The organism is Piscinibacter sp. PDB1-1 (assembly GCF_056675995.1).
In genome coordinates this window covers 547609-567367 of the sequence record NZ_JBWVZJ010000001.1, presented here as the reverse complement: position 1 = coordinate 567367, position 19759 = coordinate 547609, and the positions used below count along the sequence as shown (strand labels likewise).

The following is a 19759-nucleotide window of genomic DNA, read 5'->3' as shown; positions in this document are numbered from 1 at the left end:
CATTTTAGCCCGATTCAGCGACGAAACCCATCAGTTGGGTGCTCAAGTCCACCTGTGAGAGCAACTGTTCACGCCACGCCTCGCAAGCCGATTGCCAGGCATCCAGCGGGGGCAAGCGGAGAGGGATGGGCGCCGGTCCATTCCAGCCGCTCCAGGTCTCGCGCAGGCCGGGAACACCGGGGAAGCGATCGAGGAAGGCAGCGAGCTTGGCCAAGTGCGCGTCGTCGGTTTGCGGATAGATGTGCCAGACGAACGGGCGCCCGGCCCACTGTGCGCGAACGAAGGAATCCTCGCCCCGCACGAAGTTGAGATCGCAACTCCAGAGCAGCCGGTCGTAGTCGGGCTGCGCGAGGTACGGCAGCCGCTCGCGGCGCATGCCAGGCGGCAGGTGCGCGGGTTCGGGCGTGCCAGGTGTCAGCAGGAGCAGGGTGGGCGCGTCGGTCAGCGCTTCGAGCATGGCGGGTAAGGCGGGGTTGGCGTAGCTGAACATGCTGACCAGCCGTTCGCCCTCGCGCACCTCGACGCCGTGTGAGCGCAACCAGGTCGTGCGCTCGAAGGCGTGCCGTGCCTGCATCAGACCCTCTTCGCGGATCAACCCGCCCGTGGCCGGAGTGAACCCGGGGTAGAAGAAGTGCTTGACCAACCCGCGACCGGGCCCGGTCGACTGCGGAGATGGCAGTCGGTGGCTGCGCTCGACGTAGCATTCGGCGCTCAGGTATTCGAGGTTGACCCACACCGGGCGCGACTGCGCCATGCGCGTCACGAATGCGTCAGGCAGCTCGCAACCGAAGGCCTCGATGACGACCTGGCCGACTTGCTCTGCGTGATAAGCCTCTTCCCAGTGGTGCACGGTCACACCGCGCTGGCCGCCGGGAGCCATCCATGAAAGCGCCGAGCTGTCGTCCGTCCACAAGCGCACCTGCTCGCCGCGCGCCGCGAGGTCGGCCGCAAGCCGCCAGCACACGCCGATGTCGCCAAAGTTGTCGACCACGCGACAGAACACATCCCATTGCATGCGTGGATTATCGAGGCGGCACAATCGCCGTCGCGATGAGTGAAGCCCCCCCTAACGACAACGGCGACGCGCTTGATCCGGCACACGAGCGGCTGCTGGCCGAAGTCGCCGCGCTGCCTGCACGGCCTGGCGTGTACCGCTACTTCGATGCGCAGGACGGTGTTCTGTATGTGGGCAAGGCGCGCGACCTCAAGAAGCGCGTGTCCAGCTACTTCCAGAAGAACCACGGCGGAACGCGCATCGGGCACATGGTCAGCAAGATCTCTCGGATGGAGACGACGGTCGTGCGGTCTGAAGCCGAGGCCTTGCTGCTCGAGAACAACCTCATCAAGACGCTCAACCCGCGCTACAACATCCTGTTCCGCGACGACAAGAGCTACCCGTACCTCAAGATCGCCTCGCACGCTTATCCGCGCATGGCGTACTACCGTGGTTCGGTGGATCGCAAGCACCGCTACTTCGGGCCCTACCCGAGCGCGTGGGCGGTGAAGGAATCGATCCAGCTGCTGCAGAAGGTGTTCAGGCTGCGCACCTGCGAAGACACGGTCTTCAACAACCGCACCCGGCCGTGCCTGCTGTATCAGATCAAGCGATGTTCAGGCCCCTGCGTGCAGTACATCGGCGCAGAGGACTACGCGCGCGATGTGGCCCATGCCGAACGCTTCTTGCTGGGCGAGCAGCAGGAGGTCATGGACACCCTGCAGGCGCAGATGATGGCGCATGCCGACGCGTTGCAGTTCGAGCAGGCCGCGGAGATCCGCAACCAGCTGGGTGCCTTGTCCAAGGTGCTGCACCAGCAGGCGGTCGAAGACAACACCGGTGTCTCGACCAAGGACGCCGACATCCTCGCCGTGAAGGTGCAGGGCGGGCGTGCGTGCGTCAACCTTGCCATGGTGCGCGGCGGGCGCCATCTGGGTGACCGGCCGTACTTCCCTAGCCACGTCGACGAGGGCACCACGGTGGATCTCGAGCAGCAAGAGGAGCGCGCCTCGCCAGAGGTGCAGGTGCTCGAAGCCTTCATTGCCCAGCACTACCTGCAAAGTGCGGTGCCGCCCTTGCTGGTGGTGAGCCATGCCGTGGACAAGGCGTTGATCGAGGCGCTCTCCATGCACAGCGGCAACAAGGTGACCATGCAGCACCAGCCGCGTGACGCACGCCGGGCCTGGTTGGACATGTGCATCCAGGGCGCGGAGATCAAGCTCACGCGGCTGTTGTCTGAAGAGGGCTCGCAGCAGGCGCGCACCAGGGCCCTCGTCGACGCGCTGGATTTGGCGGCGGAGAACCTCGACACCTTCCGCATCGAGTGCTTCGACATCAGCCACACGGCGGGCGAATCGACCCAGGCATCCTGTGTGGTGTTCGAGGGCCACAAGATGCAGAACTCACAGTACCGCCGCTACAACATCGAAGGCGTGACGGGCGGCGATGACTACGCCGCCATGCGCCAGGTGCTCACGCGTCGCTACAGCAAGCTGGCCGCTGCAGCGCAGGCCGGCGAGTCGCGCCTGCCCGATTTGGTGCTGGTCGACGGCGGCAAGGGCCAGGTGAGCATGGCGCGAGAGGTCTTCGAAGAGCTCGGCCTGGACCTCAGCTTGATCGTGGGCGTGGAGAAGGGCGAGGGCCGCAAGGTCGGCCTGGAGGAACTCGTGTTCGCCGATGGGCGCGAGAAGGTCTACCTTGGCCACGATTCGGCGGCGCTGATGCTCGTGGCGCAGATCCGCGACGAGGCGCACCGCTTCGCGATCACAGGCATGCGCGCGAGGCGAGCGAGCGTGCGTACGGGCAGCAGCGTGCTCGAAGACATCCCGGGTATCGGCCCGAAGAAGCGTGCGAAACTGCTCCAGCGCTTCGGAGGGGCTCGCGGCGTGGGTCATGCAAGCGTGGAAGATCTCGCAAGCGTGGATGGCATATCAAGAGAACTTGCGGAGGAGATCTACCGTGCGCTTCACTGACGTCACATTCCCGGTACGCCGCAATGGCACGGCTTGGTCGGTGCTTCTTGCATTGACGCTCGCGCTGGCTGGTTGTGGCGGCGTGCCGCTCCTGCCCGCCTCGCCCACCTCTGCCGGCCAGTCGACGAGTGCGTCGCCCAAGGCACACCGCACGTGGGACGAGTTCAAGGTGTACGCGGCGAACCGCCTCGTTCAGACCAACCCCAACGGCGTGTACCTGGGTGAGGTGCCGCAGGTTCTGTTGGCCATTCCGGTGCTTGAAGTCGAACTCAATGCCGATGGCAGCATCCGTCGCATCGACGTCATGCGCCGCCCTGGGCAGGCCCCTGAAACGCTTCAGATGGCGATCGATGCGGTCAAGCGCGCCGCGCCCTTTGGTGATGTGAGCGCCTTGCCCAGACCCTGGAAGTTTTCGGAGGTCTTCCTCTTCAACGATGATCGCCGCTTCAAGCCGCGCACGCTCGACGTCCGCTGATCGCGCTTCGCAATGAGCACACGCCCGTTCATGACGGGCAACTTGGGCACAATCCCTGAATGTTCTTCAATCTGCCGACTCTGCTGACATGGGCTCGCATCGTCGCGATTCCACTGATCGTCGGCATCTTCTATTGGGAAGGCCATGAGCCGACCAAGAACCTGGTGGCCACGGTCTTGTTCATCGTCGTGGCCCTTACGGATTGGGCCGACGGCTTTCTCGCACGCAAGCTGAACCAGACATCGTCGTTTGGCGCCTTCCTCGACCCGGTGGCAGACAAGTTCCTGGTTTGCGCCTCATTGCTGATCCTTGTTCAGCTCGACCGTGTGGGTGCCTTTGTGGCACTCGTGATCATCGGCCGCGAGATCGCCATCTCGGCCTTGCGCGAGTGGATGGCGCAGATCGGCGCATCGCGCAGCGTGGCCGTGCATATGCTCGGCAAACTCAAGACGACGGTTCAGCTCGTGGCGATACCGTTCCTGCTCTACAACGGCACGCTGTTCGGTCTCATCGACACCCATCTCTGGGGCACGGTGCTCATCTACATTGCGGCGGTGCTCACCATTTGGTCGATGGTCTATTACCTCCAGAAGGCGCTGCCGGAGATCCGGGCCAAGGCCCGGTAGCACGTCGTGACGCAGGACCAACGCAGCGCGCTGCTGCGTGCCATGCCGGTGGTGTTCGTGCTGATCTGGAGTACCGGGTTCATCGTCGCGCGCTATGGCATGCCGTACGCGCCGCCGATCAGCTTCCTTTGCCTTCGTTACCTCTTCTCGGTGTTGTGCTTCGGAGTCTGGATCGCGCTCAGCGGCGCCGCATGGCCGACGACGCCCGCGCAGTGGGCTCACCTCGGTCTGACTGGCGTGCTCATGCATGCTGGCTACCTCGGCGGCGTATGGGCCGCAGTGAAGGCAGGCATGGGAGCCGGCACCGTGGCCCTGCTGGTCGGTTTGCAGCCCGTGCTGACGGCTGTCTGGCTCAGCGCGATGGCGCGTACGCGGGTGTCGCCAAGGCAGTGGCTGGGCCTGTTGTTGGGGTTCGGCGGCCTGGTTCTCGTGCTCTGGAACAAGCTGGGTGGAGGCGAACTGTCCGGCGTGAACCTGTCGCTCGCGGCGTTGGCACTCTTTTCCATCACGGCTGGCACGCTCTACCAGAAGCGGTTCGTGGCGCCGTGCGACGTGCGCACGGCGAACACGGTCCAGTTGATCGCTGCGCTGCTGGTGAGCGTGCCACTCGCGCTGCTGGAGTCTGAAACCATCGTGCTGCACCCGCACTTCATTGGTGCCATGGTCTGGTCTGTGATCGGCCTCACCTTGGGTGGCAGTTCCTTGCTCTACCTACTGATTCAGCGCGGCGCGGCGACCCAGGTCACGGGCTTGCTCTACCTCGTGCCGCCCACCACCGCCTTGATGGCCTGGGCTCTGTTCAGTGAGCCCATCACCATCGCGATGCTGGTCGGTGTGGCGTTGACCGCGGTGGGAGTCTCGTTGGTAGTTGGAGCCGAGGGAAAGCCCGAAGAGGCCTCGGCGACAAGGCCCCCCGGTTAGGCAGGGGGGCCTACCTTGTCAAGCGAGGAAGCACGCGGCACAGCGCCCCGAGGAAGCAGTTGATTACGCATAGAATCCGCTTCCGCGCTTGACACTGGGTGAGTGCGAGGCTGTAATCAATTGAGCCATCGTGCCACCTGATCTGCGGCCCAGATCATCCCAACCGAATCTTTCGAGACACCTTTTTAGAGGGGGTAACCTTCGTGAACAAATCCGAATTGATTGAACACATCGCCAAGCAGGCTGACATTTCCAAAGCGGCAGCGACGCGCGCACTGGAAGCTGTCATTGGTGGCGTGAAATCAACGCTCAAGAAGAACAACAGCGTGTCGCTGGTGGGTTTCGGCACCTTCAGCGTCAGCAAGCGCGCCGCTCGTGCGGGTCGTAATCCCCGCACCGGCGCCACGATCAAGATCAAGGCGGCCAAGGTGCCGAAGTTCCGTCCGGGCAAGGCCCTGAAGGACGCGGTCAACTGATATCGGTTTCTCGGGTGCTTAGCTCAGTTGGTAGAGCGGCGCCCTTACAAGGCGTAGGTCGGGGGTTCGAGCCCCTCAGCACCCACCAGCGAGACGCCAGGCCAGCTGAAATTGGGCTTCGGGCCATCCGCTAAAATTGTCAGTGTCCACCCCTCAAAGGCGAACCTTGGTTCGCCTTTGTTGCATCTGGGGTGCTTCAGTTTCTCGCTTCGCGACCCCAACGTTCGAGGTCATTGATGTTTGATTTTGTCCGCAAGCACACGCGCATCCTGCAGTTCGTCCTCGTGCTGCTGATCTTCCCGTCGTTCGTCTTCTTCGGCATCCAGGGCTACAGCCGCAGCGAGGCCGGCAACACAGCGGTAGCCAATGTGGCGGGTCACAAGATCACGCAAGCCGAGCTTGATGCGGCGCATCGTCGCCAGGTCGACATGCTGCGTGCGCAGATGCCCACCGTCGACGTCAAGCTCTTCGATACGCCGGAGGCCAAGCGCAACACGCTCGACAACCTCGTGCGCGAACGTGTGATGCTGACGGCGGCTGAAAAGGCCGGGTACGTGACGACCGACGATCGCCTGCTGCGCGAGTACCAGACCGACAGGCAGTTCGACACCTTCCGTCGGCCCGACGGCAGCCTGAACATCGAGGCGCTGGAGATGGCGCTCTCTCAGCAAGGCCTCACGAAGCAGGGCTTCGATCGCCTGAAGCGCGAAGAACTCATGATGCGTCAGGTGCAGATGGGCCTTCTCGGCAGCGCCATCGCGCCGGCCACATCGGCATCGGCTGCCATCGACGCGATGTTCCAGCAACGCGAAGTGCAGGTTCAACGCTTCGCCACCAAGGACTACCTGAGCAAGGTGACCCCGAGCGAGGCAGATCTCGAGGCCTATTACAAGGACCCGGCGCATGCGGCGGAGTTTCAAACGCAGGAGAAAGCCGACATCGAGTACGTCGTACTGAACCTCGACAGCATCTCCAAGGACATCAAGGTGCCGGAAGAGGAGCTCAAGAAGTACTACGCCGAGAACGAGAAGAGCTATACCGTGGCCGAGGAGCGCCAGGCCAGTCACATCCTCATCAAAGCAGCACCGGATGCTTCTGCCGATGAGCGTGCCAAAGCCCGAGCCAAGGCGGATGCGCTTCACGCGGAGTTGGTCAAGAACCCCGCCGCCTTTGCCGATACGGCGCGCAAGAACTCGCAAGACGCAAGCTCGGCAGAGAAGGGCGGCGAGCTCGGTCTGTTCCTGGCTCGCGGCGACACGAACAAGGCCTATGAAGATGCGCTCTTCGCACTGAAGAGGGCCGGCGACGTAAGTCCCGTGACCGAGACCAAGGAGGGTTACTACATCGTCCAGCTGAAGGGTGTACGGGGCGGCGAGAAGCGCAGCTTTGAAAGCGTGCGCAGCGAGATCGAGGCGCTGCGCAAGAAGCAGTTGGCACAGGTGGAGTTCGCCAGGGCGGCCAGCGATTTCGGCAACATGGTCTACGAACAGGCCGACAGCCTCAAGCCTGTGGTCGACAAGTTCAAGCTGCAACTGCAAACGGCGAAGGGCGTGACGCGTGCGCCTGCGCCAGACGCGCAAGGCCCGCTCGCCTCGCCCAAGCTGCTCGACGCCTTGTTCAATGCCGACTCGCTGCGCAACAAGCGCAATACCGAAGCCGTCGAAACCGGCCCGAGTACCCTGGTCTCGGCCCGCATTACCGAGTACAGCCCGGCCGCCACGCCGCCGCTGTCCGAGGTCAGCGCGCGCGTGCGGGAGAAGGTCGTTGCCATTCAGGCGGCTGCCATGGCGCGCAAGGAAGGCGAGGCACGCCTGGCTGAACTGCGCAAGGCGCCTGCGACGGATTTGGGTACCCCCACGCAAACGGTCTCGCGCGCTGCCGCGAGGGATGTCCCGCGCCCGCTGATCGAGGCCTCACTCAAGGCGCCGACAACGTCATTGCCGGCTGTGGAGGGGGTCGACCTGGCGGATCAGGGATTTGCTGTCGTTCGCGTTCTGAAGGTGCTCGGGCGTGATCCGGTCGCTGCCGATCAGGCGCGTACTGAAGCGCAGTATTCGCAAAGTTGGGCCGCCGCGGAGGCTCAGGCCTACTACGCAGCGCTGAAGGCGCGCTTCAAGGTCGAAGAACATCTTCCCGGCACGGCCGACGGGGCCCAAGGCAAGTAATGATGAGTGGGCGCCGCGGTCCGCTATAATCTGCGGCTCTGCGGTGGCTGTAGCTCAGTTGGTAGAGTCCCAGATTGTGATTCTGGTCGTCGTGGGTTCGAGTCCCATCAGCCACCCCAAGGAATAAGCAAGGCCCTCAGTTCGCTGAGGGCCTTTTGCTTTCTGGGGCTCCCCGTGGGTCAGATGGGCTCAGAAAGCTGTCGGATGCAGACCCGGCAGCAGATTCCGCCGCCGGGGACCTCGCGCCACTCAACCTCTCCCCCGAGTTGCTTCACGCGCTTGCGGACACCGCCCAAGCCGAGTCCGTGCGCCCACGCCTGAGGATTGCGCCCCGCACCGTTGTCGCTGACGCTGAGATCGAGGCGGTCTCCTTCGAGCTGAAAGGCGATCTCCACGCGGCGGGCTTGCGAGTGTGAGATCACGTTGTTGACCAACTCACGCATCACGCGGGTGAGGGCGGACCACTGCACCACGCTGAGTGAAATGTCCCGGTCGGCACTGAAGTCCCAACCGAGGGAGATGTGGGCTGCGGTGAGGCGTTGGGTCAGATCGGCCTTCCACTCGGCTGCGGCGTGGGAGAGCGGGTGGCTGGGTGCGGCCAGGCCTCGGGTCAGCGTCTTCAGGTCTTGCAGGGTGTGGCGAACGTAGTTCTCCATCTCCGGCGACTGCGCCTTGTACATGAGCGTGAGCAGGCGCGCGCCGATGTCGTCGTGCAGGTCTTGCGCCAGGCGCAGGCGCTCTTCACTGCGGCCCTGCTCCACGGCCTTGTCGAACGCGACCGCGCGGCGGAGTTGCTCGACGACGCGCTCGGCCAAGCGTGCATCTTCGGTTGTGAAGAGGCGACGCCCATGATGTGCATACCGAATGACGATGGAGGTGCCTTCCGACGTGTTACCGGCCAGCTCAGGGACGGGGATCTGCAGTGTCGAACCGCCGCCGCTGACGCGTGCGCCAGGGCTGTGCTTCTCGATCACCGAGGCTTCCATCGGTTCGAACAATTCCTTCAGCAACTGTGTCAGCAGGGCGGGCGTGCGCTCGGGGTGAGCCTCGACCTCCCGGGCTATGCGGTAAAGCTTCTCGAACATGCGCTCGGTCGTGAGCACGTTCTGGTTTCGCAACTGGTTGAGCAACCACTGCCGGGCACCCGAGTACAGGCCGAGCGATAGAAACAATGCCAACGTGAGTGAGGCGAACTGGCCCAGCGAAAAGACAGCGACGAAGAGCAGGTCGAGTGACGTGGCGATCGTGCTGATGGCGGCCAGCAGCGAAAACTCACGCATGACCTGCTGCGATTTGGACAGGAAGGGCAGCAGCAACAGCAGCGATGCCAGGAACACATACCAGATCGTCGGTCCCACCGCGGCGATCTGCTGCTGCACGCTCGGCATGCTCGACGCAGTGGTGAGCGAGACCGTAAGCAGCACCCAGGTGGCTACGGCCAGCACACTGAGGCGCCGTATCACGATGGCAAAGGGATGCGGCTCGATGCGGTGCGAGAGCGTTTGTATCGCGATCGTGGCGAGGCACAAGGTTGTGACGCCACCCTGGGCCCACCACCATCCGTTGGACAGCTCACCGCGCGTCATCGATGCGATGAGTGCGCCCACAGCCAGCCAAGTGACCCACGCGATGCTCGTGGCCCCGGGTACATGCCGCGGATGCAACGCTGAGACGTGAACGACGGCCGCAGCCGTGACCAGATCGAGACTGGTCCGCACGGGCATATCCAGGGCTGGCATCGGCCAGGGCAGGGCGAGGTTCATGGTCGACTCGGCTGCGATGAAGGCAAGATTGCCTGCCTGGCACAAGGACGCCAGCGAATACAGGCAGTTGCGCGCCGAAGGGCGCGCCAGCAGCACCACCATCGCGACGAGATAGAGCACCAGCGCCAAGGCGCACATCAGCCAGAACGTGATGCCCAGCGAGCCCAAGCCTCGCGCGTGCAGCGGCTGCTCGACCATGGCTCCTTCCGAGAAGAAGAGCTTCACGCTCTCGCCTGACAGTGTGGCGTCGAGTTGCTGGTGCATGGCGCGGTGGCGGTCACGCTCGACGTCGTCGCTCAGCCACCGCGAGGAGCGCTGAAGCGTGAGCCCATCGACAACGGCGACGCTGTTTGCGCCGCCGATCACGCCTATGAGGGCGCGGCCGGCCTGGAGATTGAGCGCAGCGTCGGGCGAGCTGACGAGTTCGAGCTGGCCTTGTGATCCTGCTTTCCAGCGGGCGTCGATGCGAGGCGATTCCGCCAGCCAGCGCGCCAGCAAGAGCACGCCGACACAGCCGATCAATGCAGCGCCGACCAGCAGGCGCAGTCGCCAGCCCATCCAGCGCGACAAGGGTTCGTCGCCGCTGGCAAGGCTTTCGAGGGCGCGGGAATCCGCCGCGACGCTTGTGGCGTCGCCCTCCGGGGTAACGCCGAAACCACTCGGCTCGCCAAGGGTGGAACTCGGAATCGATCCGAGCTCACCGCGCGAGCGCATCTCCATGTTGATGAGTTTCAGCGGCGCTGGCGCTCAGACCAGGCCTTGCTTGCTGGCCAGCACGGCCGCTTCGGCGCGGCTCGAGACGTTCAACTTCTTGTAGATCGACTTGATGTGGTCATTGACCGTGAACCACTTGATGCCCATCAGGTTTGCGATTTCCTTGATGGTGAAGCCCTTGCTGAGGTACGTCAGAACCTCGCTTTCGCGGGGCGTCAGTCGTTCGTGATCCAGAGGTGCGCCACGGCCCAGAGGCATGGGACGGCTGCTCTGAAAGCCCGAACTGCCTGCCAAACCGGGTTCGGACAAGCCGCTCACGCTGCCCGGCCCTTGGCGAAAGTGGCCGAGCAGGCGCCTCGCGATGGCCGGAGACAACGGTGGTTGCCCGCGTACGATCTTCTGCAACTCTTCGACGAGGACCTCGAAGCGGTCTTCCTTCAGTAGGTAGCCATCGGCACCACATTGCAGCGCAGGGAAGAGGTGGTCGTCGTCGGAGTACAGCGTGGTGACTATCTTGGTGGCCGGATAGCGCGCCAGCTCGGCCAGCAACTCCATGCCGTTGCCGTCCGGCAGTTCGAGGTCGACGAGGATCAGTTTGAAGTGATCCGACGGCGGCTCGCCGCGTTGCGGATCGAGTACGCCGACCTGGCGGCGTGCGGATTCCAAATCACCGGCTTCGGTGATGACGATGACGTCGCTGAAGCTCTCGCGCACGACGCGGCACAGGAAGCTCCGGGCAACCGGGTTGTCCTCGACGATCAATACCTTGATGGCCATGCCGTAGGGTGCTCTCGAAAGGGAGCGTCCATCGTAGCGCAGACACCCGGGAGCGGATATCCCTCAGTTCTCAGGGACGGGGGCCGTTTGCACTGGGCTGAAGCGCCTTGGCGAGGCGACCGTAACGATCGCGTAAATCGAGCAGCTTTTCGTTCTTCTGCGCCTCGCTCAGCCGGCTGTCGAGGAGCACTTCAGATCGCAGCTTGAAGTCTTCGATTTCCAACACGAACTTCAACTGCTGATTGCTCGAGGCCTTGAAGCCCGCCAGGTCGAACATCTGCGCGAGCCGCTCTTTCTCCTGAGCGTTCTTGCCATACGAGAAGAGAAAGTTCGCGATGCGCGTACGCACCGACAACGGCAGGTCCGTGCGCCAGAGCAATGGGTCCTTGGGGATCAAGGCCGACTCCCACAAGACGCGGATCTGGGCGGCCTGGGCGGGTTGGCGGATCTTGAGCCGGTCGAGCTCCTCGGTGTTGTATGTGCCCGCGGTGGCGCCGCCTGACAGCACGGCCTCGACCGTCTGTGCGTGCGTTCCTCGTGTCAGCGAACTGAAGAACATGTCCGGCCGGATGTTGCGAGGTACGAACAGGGCGTACGACGGCATCAGGTGCCCGCTGGTTGAGATATCTTCACCAAGGGCGAAACTGTGAACCTTGGCCCGCGACAGCAGTTGCTCGATCGAATGAACGCCGGAGTCGCGCCGGGTGATCACGAGTGCGCGGTAGCCGAGCGAGCCGTTCGAGTCGACCAGTTGGCCGAACACCTCCACGTTCGCGCGTTCGATGCACTCGAGCGCTGCCTTGCTCGATACCCATGCGAGTTGCGCCTGGTTGGTTACCAGCGCTTCGGCTGCGTCCCTGTAGCTCTTGGCATACCAGCCTTGCACGTTCACGCCGGTGGCGGCGCGCATGTCGGCGAAGAAGGGCTCCCAGGTCCTACGCGAGTCTTCGACCGTGGATGTGGTGATGACACCGAAGTGCAGTGGCTCGCTGCGGAATTGGGCCGGTACGACCTGCGGCCACAACGTGATGAGCGGTAGATGGAGAAACAGTCGGCGCACCGGAAATCGTCCTCCGCGAAGAAGCTCGCGCGGCGGATTATCAGCGGTGCGCCGTCGGGGCCGTCACTCGTTGACCAGAACCAGTTTGCCGCGAACCTGGCGGCTGCCCATCCGGGTGAAGGCGTCCTTCAGGCCAGTCATCGGCAGGCGGGTGTCGATCACGGGCTTGATCTTGCCTTGGGCATACCAGGTCGCCAGTTCCGCCAGTGCGGCTGCATTGTTCTGAGGTTCGCGGCGGGCGAACTCACCCCAGAACACGCCGACGATCGATGCGCCCTTGAGCAGGGCGAGGTTGAGCGGCAGCGCAGGAATGCCGCCTTGCGCGAAGCCGATCACCAGGTAGCGCCCGCGCCAGCCGATCGAACGGAAGGCCGGTTCGGCCATGTCGCCGCCCACGGGGTCATAGATGATGTCGGGGCCCTTGCCTTCGGTGAGCACCTTCAACTCGTCGCGCAGGTTTCCCGTGCTGTAGTTGATGGTGGCATCGGCGCCGAGCTCCTTGCAAAGCGCGCACTTCTCGTCGGTGGATGCGGCGGCAATCACTTTGGCGCCCGCGGCCTTGGCGATCTGGATGGCTGCGGTGCCCACGCCGCCTGCCGCGCCGAGCACCAGCACCGTTTCGCCGGCCTTGAGTTCGCCGCGGTCCATCAGCGCATGGTGGGTGGTTCCATACGTGCAGAGAAAGGCTGCGGCGTCGTCGAAGGCGAAGCCTTGCGGCAGCGGCATCAGCATCGCAGGCTTCGAGACCACGTGCGTGCCGAATCCGCCGCCGCCGCCGAAGGCCGCCACGGCATCGCCCACTTTGTAGTTGGCGACGCCTTCGCCGACGGCTTCGATCACACCGGCGTACTCGGAGCCGGGCACGAAGGGCAGGGGTGGTTTGAACTGGTACTTGTTCTGGACGATCAGCAGATCCGGAAAGTTCAGGCTTGCGGCCCGGATTGCAATGCGCACTTCGCCCGCCTTGGGCTCAGGTGTCGGCAGGTCCTTCCACTCGAGTGCGTCGGGGCCGGTCGGGTTCTCGCAAAGCCATGCCTTCATGTTCGTCTCCACTGAGGTTTTGATCGCTGCCGATGATAAGCAGGCAGTGATTGATGAGCCCGTCCCGGAGGTGACGAGTCCTTACAATCTTCGGGATGCGCATTCTCATCGCCAACGACGACGGCTACCTGGCACCTGGGCTCGCGGCTCTCGTCAAGGCTTGCGAAGGGCTCGGCGATATTGACGTCGTGGCCCCGGAGCAGAACGCCAGCGGAACGTCGAATTCACTCACGCTGAACCGGCCGCTGTCGGTTTACGCGGCAAGCAACGGCTATCGCTACCTGAACGGCACACCGTCCGACTGCGTTCACGTGGCGCTCACTGGTTTGCTCGAACATCGGCCTGATCTCATCCTCTCTGGGATCAACAACGGCGCGAACATGGGTGATGACACGCTGTACTCGGGCACGGTGGCCGCGGCGATGGAGGGCTTCCTGTTCGGCATCCCGGCGATCGCGTTCTCGCAGGTTGAGAAAGGGTGGGCGCATGTGGACGCTGCGGCCAAGGCGGCGCGCTCCATCGTCGAACAGGTGTTGGCCACCCCGCCCGCGGCAGGCCCTTGGCTGCTGAACGTCAACATCCCCAACCGCCCCGATGCGCCGGGCCTGCCGCGCGTAGTGACGCGACTTGGCCGGCGCCATGCGAGCCAGCCGGTGATCTGCCAGTCCAACCCGCGCGGCGAACCCATCTACTGGATCGGCCCGGCTGGCGACGCGCGCGACGCAGCCGACGGCACCGACTTCCATGCCACGGCGCACGGCAGCGTGTCCATCACGCCCTTGCAGATCGACTTGACCGACCATGCACGGCTGGGCGCTTGGCGCGACTGGGCAGGCGGGGTGCGCGCATGAACAAGCCAGAGCGTCCGCGCCCCCGCTTCCCACTGCAGCTCGACGGGTTGAGTCCGCCGGCGCAGAAGCGTGCGCTGCTTCGACCGCAGCAACCCTTGCATCAGGCCGCTACCGACTCGGCACGTGCCGTCAGGCCTTCGGGCATCGGCCTCGATTCGGCCGACGTGCGGCAGCGCATGGTGGTGCGCCTGCAGGCGGCTGGTCTGCGCAATGAGGTCGTGATCGCAGCGATGGGCAAGGTCCCGAGGCACCTCTTCGTGGATACCGCGCTTGCGACGCAGGCCTATGAGGACACGAGTCTGCCGATCGGGCTTGGCCAGACGATCTCCAAGCCGTCGGTTGTAGCCCGCATGATCGAACTCCTGATGGCTGGTGCATCGGCGCGCGCTCGCGGCTCGCTCGGGCACACGCTCGAGATCGGTACGGGCTGTGGGTACCAGGCGGCCGTGCTGTCGCAGATGTCTCGCCAGGTCATGAGCATCGAGCGACTCAAGCCGCTGCACGACAAAGCACGTGAGTTGCTGGGGCCGTTGCGTCTCACGAACATCCGCCTAGTGTATGGTGACGGGATGCGAGGGCATGCCCCCAACGCACCGTACGACAGCATCATCTCCGCCGCAGGAGGCGAGTCTCTGCCCGACGCATGGCTCGCGCAACTCGCAATCGGTGGCCGTCTCGTGGCACCCGTGCACGATGCCAGCGGTCGCCGTCAGGTGCTGGTGGTGGTGGATCGAACAGAAGAAGCTTACGAGCGCTCAGTGCATGAGGCCGTGAACTTCGTCCCTCTAAAATCAGGAACGGATTGATGACATTGGCCATGATGGGATACCGAACAAGCACAGTGCGCGGTGAGCGCGTCTCTGGCTTCGTGCGGCTCGCAATCGGTGCGTTGGCCGCACTGGCGCTCGTGGGCTGCGCATCGCCCAACAAGTACCGCGCGCCGGTCGAGGACCGTGCCGCCTCCAGCCGCGCTGCACCTGCACCTGGTGCCGCGGCGAGTGCCGCAAGTGCAGCTCCGGACGTCAAGCCGTTGCCCGGTGCCGAGAACGCGGGCAAGCCGGGCTTCTATGCCGTCAAGCCCGGCGACACGCTGATCCGAATCGGCCTGGAGACCGGCCAGAACTGGAAAGACATCATCAAGTGGAACAACCTCGACAACCCGAATGTCATCGAGGTGGGGCAGGTGCTGCGCGTGGTGCCGCCCGGTGTCGACCCCAACGCGGTGGCGACGCGAGGTGTGAGCTCGGCCAAGGTTGAATCGCGCGGGCTCGATGCTCCCAAGCCGCAAGCCGCGGCCGGATCTGGGGTGGCCGTGACCCCCACGGCGTCGGTCGCTGCCGCGCCGTCCTCATTGCCGACCGCACCTGCACCACGCGACGGTGATGACGACGTCAACTGGCTCTGGCCCGCGAGCGGGCCGATCGTCGGGAGTTTCGACGAATCGCGCACCAAGGGCGTGGCGATCGCCGGCAAGGCGGGAGACCCCGTCATGGCCGCTGCCGACGGCAAGGTTGTGTATGCCGGGTCTGGCCTGCGCGGCTACGGCAATCTCGTGATCCTCAAGCACAACAACACCTACCTCACGGCCTATGCCCACAACCAGGCCCTGCTGGTCAAGGAAGAGCAGACGGTGAAGCGCGGTCAGAAGATCGCCGAGATGGGCTCGACGGACGCGGAACGGGTGCAACTGCACTTCGAGGTCCGCAAGCAAGGTAAGCCGGTCGATCCGGCCAAGCTTCTCCCGCCGCGCTGAGCGACTGACGCTGCGGCCTGACCCCACTGTGCGCAACGATGAGCAAGCGACGCAGCACCACGGGGAACGGTCTGGCCACCGGGGGCGCGCAAGGTGCGCCACTGCCGCCCTTTGCGCCGCTGAGCCTGCAGTCGGTGCTGCAAGTCGGCATCGAACCGGCGGCCGATCGCGGTGACCGTGCCGATGGCGCAGACGCAGCACCGACCGAAGACCTGCCGAACAACATCGAGCTGGCCGCGGGCGAGGGAGAAGTCGGGAACACGCTCCAGACCTATCTCCGCGAGATCCGTCGCGCGCCGCTCCTGACGCCACAAGAAGAGTTCGAGACGGCCACGCGGGCGCGGGCGGGCGACTTTGCAGCGCGCCAAGCGATGATCGAGCGCAATCTGCGCCTGGTCGTGAGCATCGCGAAGAATTACCTCGGGCGCGGCTTGCCAATGACCGATCTCATCGAGGAAGGAAACCTCGGGCTGATGCATGCCATCGGCAAGTTCGAGCCAGAACGCGGGTTTCGTTTCTCGACCTACTCGTCGTGGTGGATACGCCAGAGCATCGAGCGGGCCATCATGCATCAGGCGCGCCTCGTGCGTCTGCCGGTGCATGTCGTGCGCGAACTGAACCAGGTGCTGCGAGCACGGCGTGCCATCGAGGCCGAGGTGTCACACCTCCAGGGCGGCGATCAGGCGGTGCGGGTCGAAGACATCGCTGCGCGCATCGGACGCCCTGTGCAAGAGGTGGCGGAACTCCTGAAGTTTTCGGAATCCCCTGCCTCGTTGGATGCGCCGCTCGACCGCGACGGCACCGAGTCGATGCTCGACAGCGTCGCCGACGAGGGCGCCAGCGATCCGGTCAGCCTGACATTGAGTCATGAAGTGGGCGTGCTTTTGCAGCACGGGCTGGACGAGCTCAACGACCGGGAGCGCGAAGTGCTGGCAGGCCGTTACGGGTTGCGAGACCGTGAACCTGAGACGCTGGAGGTACTGGCGGAGCGCCTCGGGCTCACGCGCGAACGAATCCGCCAGATCCAGCAGGAAGCTCTGGTCAAGCTGAAGCGCCGCATGGCGCGTAGCGGAATCCATCGCGACTCGGTGTTCTAGCTGCCGTTCGGGGCTGAGACAATCGGCCCCATGACAGCAGCAGATGAATGGCTCAAGGTCGAGTCGCTCGACCTCGAAGCGCAAGGCGTGGCGCACAACGCAGAAGGCAAGGTGGTCTTCATCGACGGGGCATTGCCCGGTGAAGAGGTCCAGGTCAGCGTACAGCGCAAAAAGAACAACTGGGAACTGGCCACACCGGTGGCGATGCGCCGCGAGAGCTCGCAGCGCGTCGAACCCGCATGCCGACATTTCGGCACGTGTGGTGGCTGCAAGATGCAGCACTTCCATGTGGGTGCGCAGGTGGCGACCAAGCAGCGCGCACTCGAAGATGCTCTCTGGCATCTCGGCAAGGTCAAGGCCGAGCGCATGCTTCGCCCGATCGAAGGGCCCGCCTGGGGCTATCGCTATCGCGCCCGACTTTCGGTGCGCTATGTCGTCAAGAAGCAGAAGGTGCTGGTGGGCTTTCACGAGCGGAAGTCGAGTTACGTGGCAGACATGGACAGCTGCGAGGTTCTGCCACCGCGCCTGAGCGCGATGCTCATCCCATTGCGGGACTTGGTGGCTGGCATGGACCAACGCGATCGCCTGCCGCAGATCGAAGTCGCCGTGGGCGAAGGGGTGACCGCACTTGTGCTGCGCCATCTCGAGCCGCTGAGTGATGCCGACTTCAAGCGCCTGCGGGATTTCGCGGGGCAGCACCAGGTGCAGTGGTGGCTTCAACCCAAGGGGCCCGACACGGTCCACCTGCTGGATGAGGGGGGCGCGGCACTGTCGTACTCGCTGCCCGAGTTCGGCATCACGATGCCGTTCAAGCCGACCGATTTCACGCAGGTGAACCACCAGATCAACCGAGTCCTGGTGAGTCGCGCACTCGGCTTGCTTGCGGCCGAGCCCCATGAGCGGGTCATCGACTGGTTCTGTGGTCTCGGCAACTTCACCTTGCCGATCGCCACGCAGGCGCGCGAGGTGCTGGGTATCGAAGGGAGCGAGGCATTGGTGGCGCGATCGCGCGAGAACGCGCTCGCCAACGGGCTGGAGGCAAAGACGAGCTTTGTGGCCCGCAATCTGTTCGAGATGGCACCGGAAGATCTGGTGCGCTACGGCCCCGCGGACAAATGGCTGGTCGATCCACCGCGAGAAGGGGCATTCGCCTTGGCGAAGGCGCTGGCCGATCTGCACAACGCCCCCAGCTTGCCTGCGAACTATGTGCTGCCTTCGCGCATCGTCTACGTCAGCTGCAATCCGGCCACCTTGGCGCGCGACGCTGGCCTTCTGGTGCATCAAGCGGGCTACCGTTGCATAGCGGCGGGTGCGGTGAACATGTTCCCTCACACTGCGCATGTGGAGAGCATGGCTGTCTTCGAGAAGGCTGACACTCCCTGAGCAGGGTGGCGAGCACACGTGGTGGACAACGAGAAAGGGGCCCGACGGGCCCCTTTTCAATGGACAGTCAGCGCCTCGAGATCAGTCGCGTTCCCCGCCGAAGATGCCGAGCAGGCTCAGCAGGCTCGTGAAGATGTTGTAGACGTCCAGATACACCGCCAGCGTGGCGGTGACGTAGTTCGTTTCGCCGCCGTCGATGACTCGCTTCAAGTCATACAGCAGATAGGCTGAGAAGATCAGGATGGCCAACACCGAGACTGTCGCCATGAGCGCGGGCATTTGAAGCCAGATGTTGGCCACGCTTGCCAGGATGATGCCGATCAGCCCCACGAACAACCACTTGCCAAGGCCCGAAATGTCGCGCTTGATGGTTGATGCCAAGGTGGCCATGCCGAAGAAGACCAGCGCCGTGCCACCGAAAGCCATCGTGATCAGTTGGCTGCCGTTGCGGAAGTTGCCAAGAATCCCGCCAAGCAGGCGAGACAACATCAACCCCATGAAGAACGTAAAGGCAAGCAGCAGGACGACGCCCAGACCGGAGTTCTTGGTCTTTTCAATGGCAAAGAAGAAGCCGAACGCCACGCCCATGAACACCATGAAACCGATGAATGGGTTGGCACCGAACCAGCTGAACCCCATCTGGAGGCCGACCCACGAGCCAGCCACGGTGGGGACGAGGGAGAGTGCCAGCAACCAGTACGTGTTGCGCAGAACACGGTTGCGCTGGGCGGTGGACGAGACCGTGCCGGTGAAACCGTACGCGTTCTGCAGGTTGTCGTTCATGAAGCCTCCTAAGGGAATGGACTACCGGGACTGGGAGTCGACGTAACAGATTCTAGTTCCTTGCACGGGTCTGAACGAAACCCGAATTCGGCGGATTCTTGGCACAGCCCATGCTGGCTAAAGGGTACTTGAAGGAGTGTTCATGAAGACGAAACAGGTGCTCGAATTGGAAGACATCAAGAGGATCGCCTCTGCGGCGGAGGCCGAAGCGGTCGCGCAGGGCTGGCCGGTGACCATAGCGATCACCGATGACGGCGGCCACCTGCTATGGCTACAGCGTCTCGACGGGGCTGCAGCGATCTCGGCGCATATTGCGCCGGCGAAAGCGCGTACGGCGGCAATGGGTCAGCGCGAAAGCAAGGTGTACGAAGACATGATCAACCAGGGGCGTGCCGCCTTCTTGAGCGTCCCGACGGTCGACGGCCTGCTCGAGGGCGGCGTTCCCATCCTGGTGCAGGGGCAGTGCGTAGGCGCTGTAGGCGTGAGCGGCGTCAAGGCAGTCGAAGACGCGCAAGTGGCCAAGGCTGGTATTGCCGCACTGGGAGCCAGCAGCTAAGCGCTGCCCAGCTCCCGCTCAGGCAGCGACGGGAATCAGCGCAAAGGTTGCCGCGTGGTGGGGGCGGCCGCCGGCAGCGCGAGCCGACTCGAACACGCTGCGGGCGCAATCGGTGCAGCGACCACAGCACGAGGCGACGCCGCTGTCCATTTGGAGGTCGTCAAAGCTGGCGCAGCCGTTATGAGCATGGCGCTCAATGTCGCGGTCTGAAACCCTGTTGCACACGCAGACGATCATTCGAATCGCTCCCGGCCCAAATTGCAGGCCGCTGGGTGCGATCTTAAATGGGAATGATTCGTAATTCAAGCGTCACACCCACGCCCATGCGAGGGGGTGGGGCTTTTGCACGCT

General features: G+C 64.0%; 19 protein-coding genes and 2 tRNA genes. 14 read left to right on the top strand and 7 right to left on the bottom strand.

Annotated features, from left to right (window positions below):
- Positions 1-4: 4 nt before the first annotated feature.
- Positions 5-1015 (bottom strand): elongation factor P maturation arginine rhamnosyltransferase EarP, encoded by a 1011-nt coding sequence (earP, locus tag AC1KAR_RS02585; protein ID WP_480314388.1) that lies wholly within the window; start codon positions 1013-1015, stop codon positions 5-7.
- Between the two features lie 35 nt (positions 1016-1050).
- Between earP and uvrC the strand changes: the two genes are divergently transcribed.
- From uvrC to AC1KAR_RS02545, 8 genes are all read left to right on the top strand, one after another.
- The gene (gene uvrC / locus AC1KAR_RS02580; protein ID WP_480314387.1) at positions 1051-2967 is read left to right on the top strand and encodes an excinuclease ABC subunit UvrC; all 1917 of its coding nucleotides are present in this window, start codon (positions 1051-1053) and stop codon (positions 2965-2967) included.
- Positions 2954-3442, top strand: a complete 489-nt coding sequence (locus AC1KAR_RS02575; RefSeq protein WP_480314386.1) for a hypothetical protein — start codon at positions 2954-2956, stop codon at positions 3440-3442. The genes uvrC and AC1KAR_RS02575 overlap by 14 nt, the downstream gene beginning before the upstream one ends.
- A 59-nt stretch (positions 3443-3501) precedes the next feature.
- Complete coding sequence (gene pgsA / locus AC1KAR_RS02570) at positions 3502-4068, top strand: CDP-diacylglycerol--glycerol-3-phosphate 3-phosphatidyltransferase (RefSeq protein ID WP_480314385.1); 567 nt, start codon at positions 3502-3504, stop codon at positions 4066-4068.
- Positions 4069-4110: 42 nt separating this feature from the next.
- Positions 4111-4989, top strand: a complete 879-nt coding sequence (locus tag AC1KAR_RS02565; protein WP_480317733.1) for a DMT family transporter — start codon at positions 4111-4113, stop codon at positions 4987-4989.
- A gap of 203 nt (positions 4990-5192) precedes the next feature.
- Positions 5193-5465, top strand: coding sequence for an HU family DNA-binding protein (locus AC1KAR_RS02560; RefSeq protein WP_480314384.1), 273 nt, complete (start codon positions 5193-5195; stop codon positions 5463-5465).
- Positions 5466-5477: 12 nt separating this feature from the next.
- Positions 5478-5553: transfer RNA gene (locus tag AC1KAR_RS02555), tRNA-Val, on the top strand.
- 148 nt (positions 5554-5701) lie between these two features.
- Positions 5702-7630, top strand: a complete 1929-nt coding sequence (locus tag AC1KAR_RS02550) for a peptidylprolyl isomerase (RefSeq protein ID WP_480314383.1) — start codon at positions 5702-5704, stop codon at positions 7628-7630.
- Positions 7631-7673: 43 nt separating this feature from the next.
- Positions 7674-7749, top strand: a tRNA-His gene (locus AC1KAR_RS02545).
- Between the two features lie 60 nt (positions 7750-7809).
- Here the strand turns inward: AC1KAR_RS02545 and AC1KAR_RS02540 are convergent.
- The 4 genes from AC1KAR_RS02540 to AC1KAR_RS02525 form a co-directional block, all read right to left on the bottom strand.
- Entirely contained in the window at positions 7810-10113 is a 2304-nt protein-coding gene (locus AC1KAR_RS02540) for a sensor histidine kinase (RefSeq protein ID WP_480314382.1), read from the bottom strand.
- A gap of 27 nt (positions 10114-10140) precedes the next feature.
- A complete protein-coding gene (locus AC1KAR_RS02535) occupies positions 10141-10884 on the bottom strand; it encodes a LuxR C-terminal-related transcriptional regulator (protein WP_480314381.1) in 744 nt (247 codons plus the stop codon).
- A 70-nt stretch (positions 10885-10954) separates the two neighbouring features.
- Positions 10955-11944, bottom strand: coding sequence for a phosphate/phosphite/phosphonate ABC transporter substrate-binding protein (gene phnD / locus AC1KAR_RS02530; RefSeq protein WP_480314380.1), 990 nt, complete (start codon positions 11942-11944; stop codon positions 10955-10957).
- A gap of 63 nt (positions 11945-12007) precedes the next feature.
- Positions 12008-12985, bottom strand: a complete 978-nt coding sequence (locus AC1KAR_RS02525; RefSeq protein ID WP_480314379.1) for an NADPH:quinone oxidoreductase family protein — start codon at positions 12983-12985, stop codon at positions 12008-12010.
- Positions 12986-13080: 95 nt separating this feature from the next.
- On the opposite strand from AC1KAR_RS02525, the gene surE reads away from it, so the two are divergent.
- The 5 genes from surE (at position 13081) to rlmD (ending at position 18069) form a co-directional block, all read left to right on the top strand.
- Positions 13081-13836 (top strand): 5'/3'-nucleotidase SurE, encoded by a 756-nt coding sequence (gene surE / locus AC1KAR_RS02520; RefSeq protein WP_480314378.1) that lies wholly within the window; start codon positions 13081-13083, stop codon positions 13834-13836.
- Entirely contained in the window at positions 13833-14642 is an 810-nt protein-coding gene (locus AC1KAR_RS02515) for a protein-L-isoaspartate(D-aspartate) O-methyltransferase (RefSeq protein ID WP_480314377.1), read from the top strand. Before surE ends, AC1KAR_RS02515 begins: the two co-directional genes overlap by 4 nt.
- Positions 14642-15589, top strand: a complete 948-nt coding sequence (locus AC1KAR_RS02510) for a peptidoglycan DD-metalloendopeptidase family protein (RefSeq protein WP_480314376.1) — start codon at positions 14642-14644, stop codon at positions 15587-15589. Before AC1KAR_RS02515 ends, AC1KAR_RS02510 begins: the two co-directional genes overlap by 1 nt.
- A 134-nt stretch (positions 15590-15723) precedes the next feature.
- Positions 15724-16686: an RNA polymerase sigma factor RpoS gene (rpoS, locus tag AC1KAR_RS02505; protein ID WP_480314375.1), complete on the top strand. Its 963-nt coding sequence runs from the start codon at positions 15724-15726 to the stop codon at positions 16684-16686.
- A gap of 30 nt (positions 16687-16716) precedes the next feature.
- Entirely contained in the window at positions 16717-18069 is a 1353-nt protein-coding gene (gene rlmD / locus AC1KAR_RS02500; RefSeq protein WP_480314373.1) for a 23S rRNA (uracil(1939)-C(5))-methyltransferase RlmD, read from the top strand.
- Between the two features lie 81 nt (positions 18070-18150).
- On the opposite strand, the gene AC1KAR_RS02495 is transcribed toward rlmD, so the two are convergent.
- Entirely contained in the window at positions 18151-18852 is a 702-nt protein-coding gene (locus AC1KAR_RS02495; protein ID WP_480314372.1) for a Bax inhibitor-1/YccA family protein, read from the bottom strand.
- A gap of 142 nt (positions 18853-18994) precedes the next feature.
- Here AC1KAR_RS02495 and AC1KAR_RS02490 point away from each other — a divergent pair, with 142 nt between their 5' ends.
- Positions 18995-19408, top strand: coding sequence for a GlcG/HbpS family heme-binding protein (locus AC1KAR_RS02490; protein WP_480314370.1), 414 nt, complete (start codon positions 18995-18997; stop codon positions 19406-19408).
- Positions 19409-19426: 18 nt separating this feature from the next.
- Here AC1KAR_RS02490 and AC1KAR_RS02485 read toward each other — a convergent pair whose 3' ends face one another.
- Positions 19427-19645: a (2Fe-2S)-binding protein gene (locus AC1KAR_RS02485; protein ID WP_480314369.1), complete on the bottom strand. Its 219-nt coding sequence runs from the start codon at positions 19643-19645 to the stop codon at positions 19427-19429.
- Positions 19646-19759: the final 114 nt, after the last annotated feature.

Coding starts and splice junctions, on each gene's coding strand:
- earP (WP_480314388.1), bottom strand. CDS start 1,015: ATGCAATGGGATGTGTTCTGTCGCGTGGTCGACAACTTTGGCGACATC.
- uvrC (WP_480314387.1), top strand. CDS start 1,051: ATGAGTGAAGCCCCCCCTAACGACAACGGCGACGCGCTTGATCCGGCA.
- pgsA (WP_480314385.1), top strand. CDS start 3,502: ATGTTCTTCAATCTGCCGACTCTGCTGACATGGGCTCGCATCGTCGCG.
- AC1KAR_RS02565 (WP_480317733.1), top strand. CDS start 4,111: ATGCCGGTGGTGTTCGTGCTGATCTGGAGTACCGGGTTCATCGTCGCG.
- AC1KAR_RS02550 (WP_480314383.1), top strand. CDS start 5,702: ATGTTTGATTTTGTCCGCAAGCACACGCGCATCCTGCAGTTCGTCCTC.
- AC1KAR_RS02540 (WP_480314382.1), bottom strand. CDS start 10,113: ATGGAGATGCGCTCGCGCGGTGAGCTCGGATCGATTCCGAGTTCCACC.
- AC1KAR_RS02535 (WP_480314381.1), bottom strand. CDS start 10,884: ATGGCCATCAAGGTATTGATCGTCGAGGACAACCCGGTTGCCCGGAGC.
- AC1KAR_RS02525 (WP_480314379.1), bottom strand. CDS start 12,985: ATGAAGGCATGGCTTTGCGAGAACCCGACCGGCCCCGACGCACTCGAG.
- surE (WP_480314378.1), top strand. CDS start 13,081: ATGCGCATTCTCATCGCCAACGACGACGGCTACCTGGCACCTGGGCTC.
- AC1KAR_RS02515 (WP_480314377.1), top strand. CDS start 13,833: ATGAACAAGCCAGAGCGTCCGCGCCCCCGCTTCCCACTGCAGCTCGAC.
- AC1KAR_RS02510 (WP_480314376.1), top strand. CDS start 14,642: ATGACATTGGCCATGATGGGATACCGAACAAGCACAGTGCGCGGTGAG.
- rlmD (WP_480314373.1), top strand. CDS start 16,717: ATGACAGCAGCAGATGAATGGCTCAAGGTCGAGTCGCTCGACCTCGAA.
- AC1KAR_RS02495 (WP_480314372.1), bottom strand. CDS start 18,852: ATGAACGACAACCTGCAGAACGCGTACGGTTTCACCGGCACGGTCTCG.
- AC1KAR_RS02490 (WP_480314370.1), top strand. CDS start 18,995: ATGAAGACGAAACAGGTGCTCGAATTGGAAGACATCAAGAGGATCGCC.
- AC1KAR_RS02485 (WP_480314369.1), bottom strand. CDS start 19,645: ATGATCGTCTGCGTGTGCAACAGGGTTTCAGACCGCGACATTGAGCGC.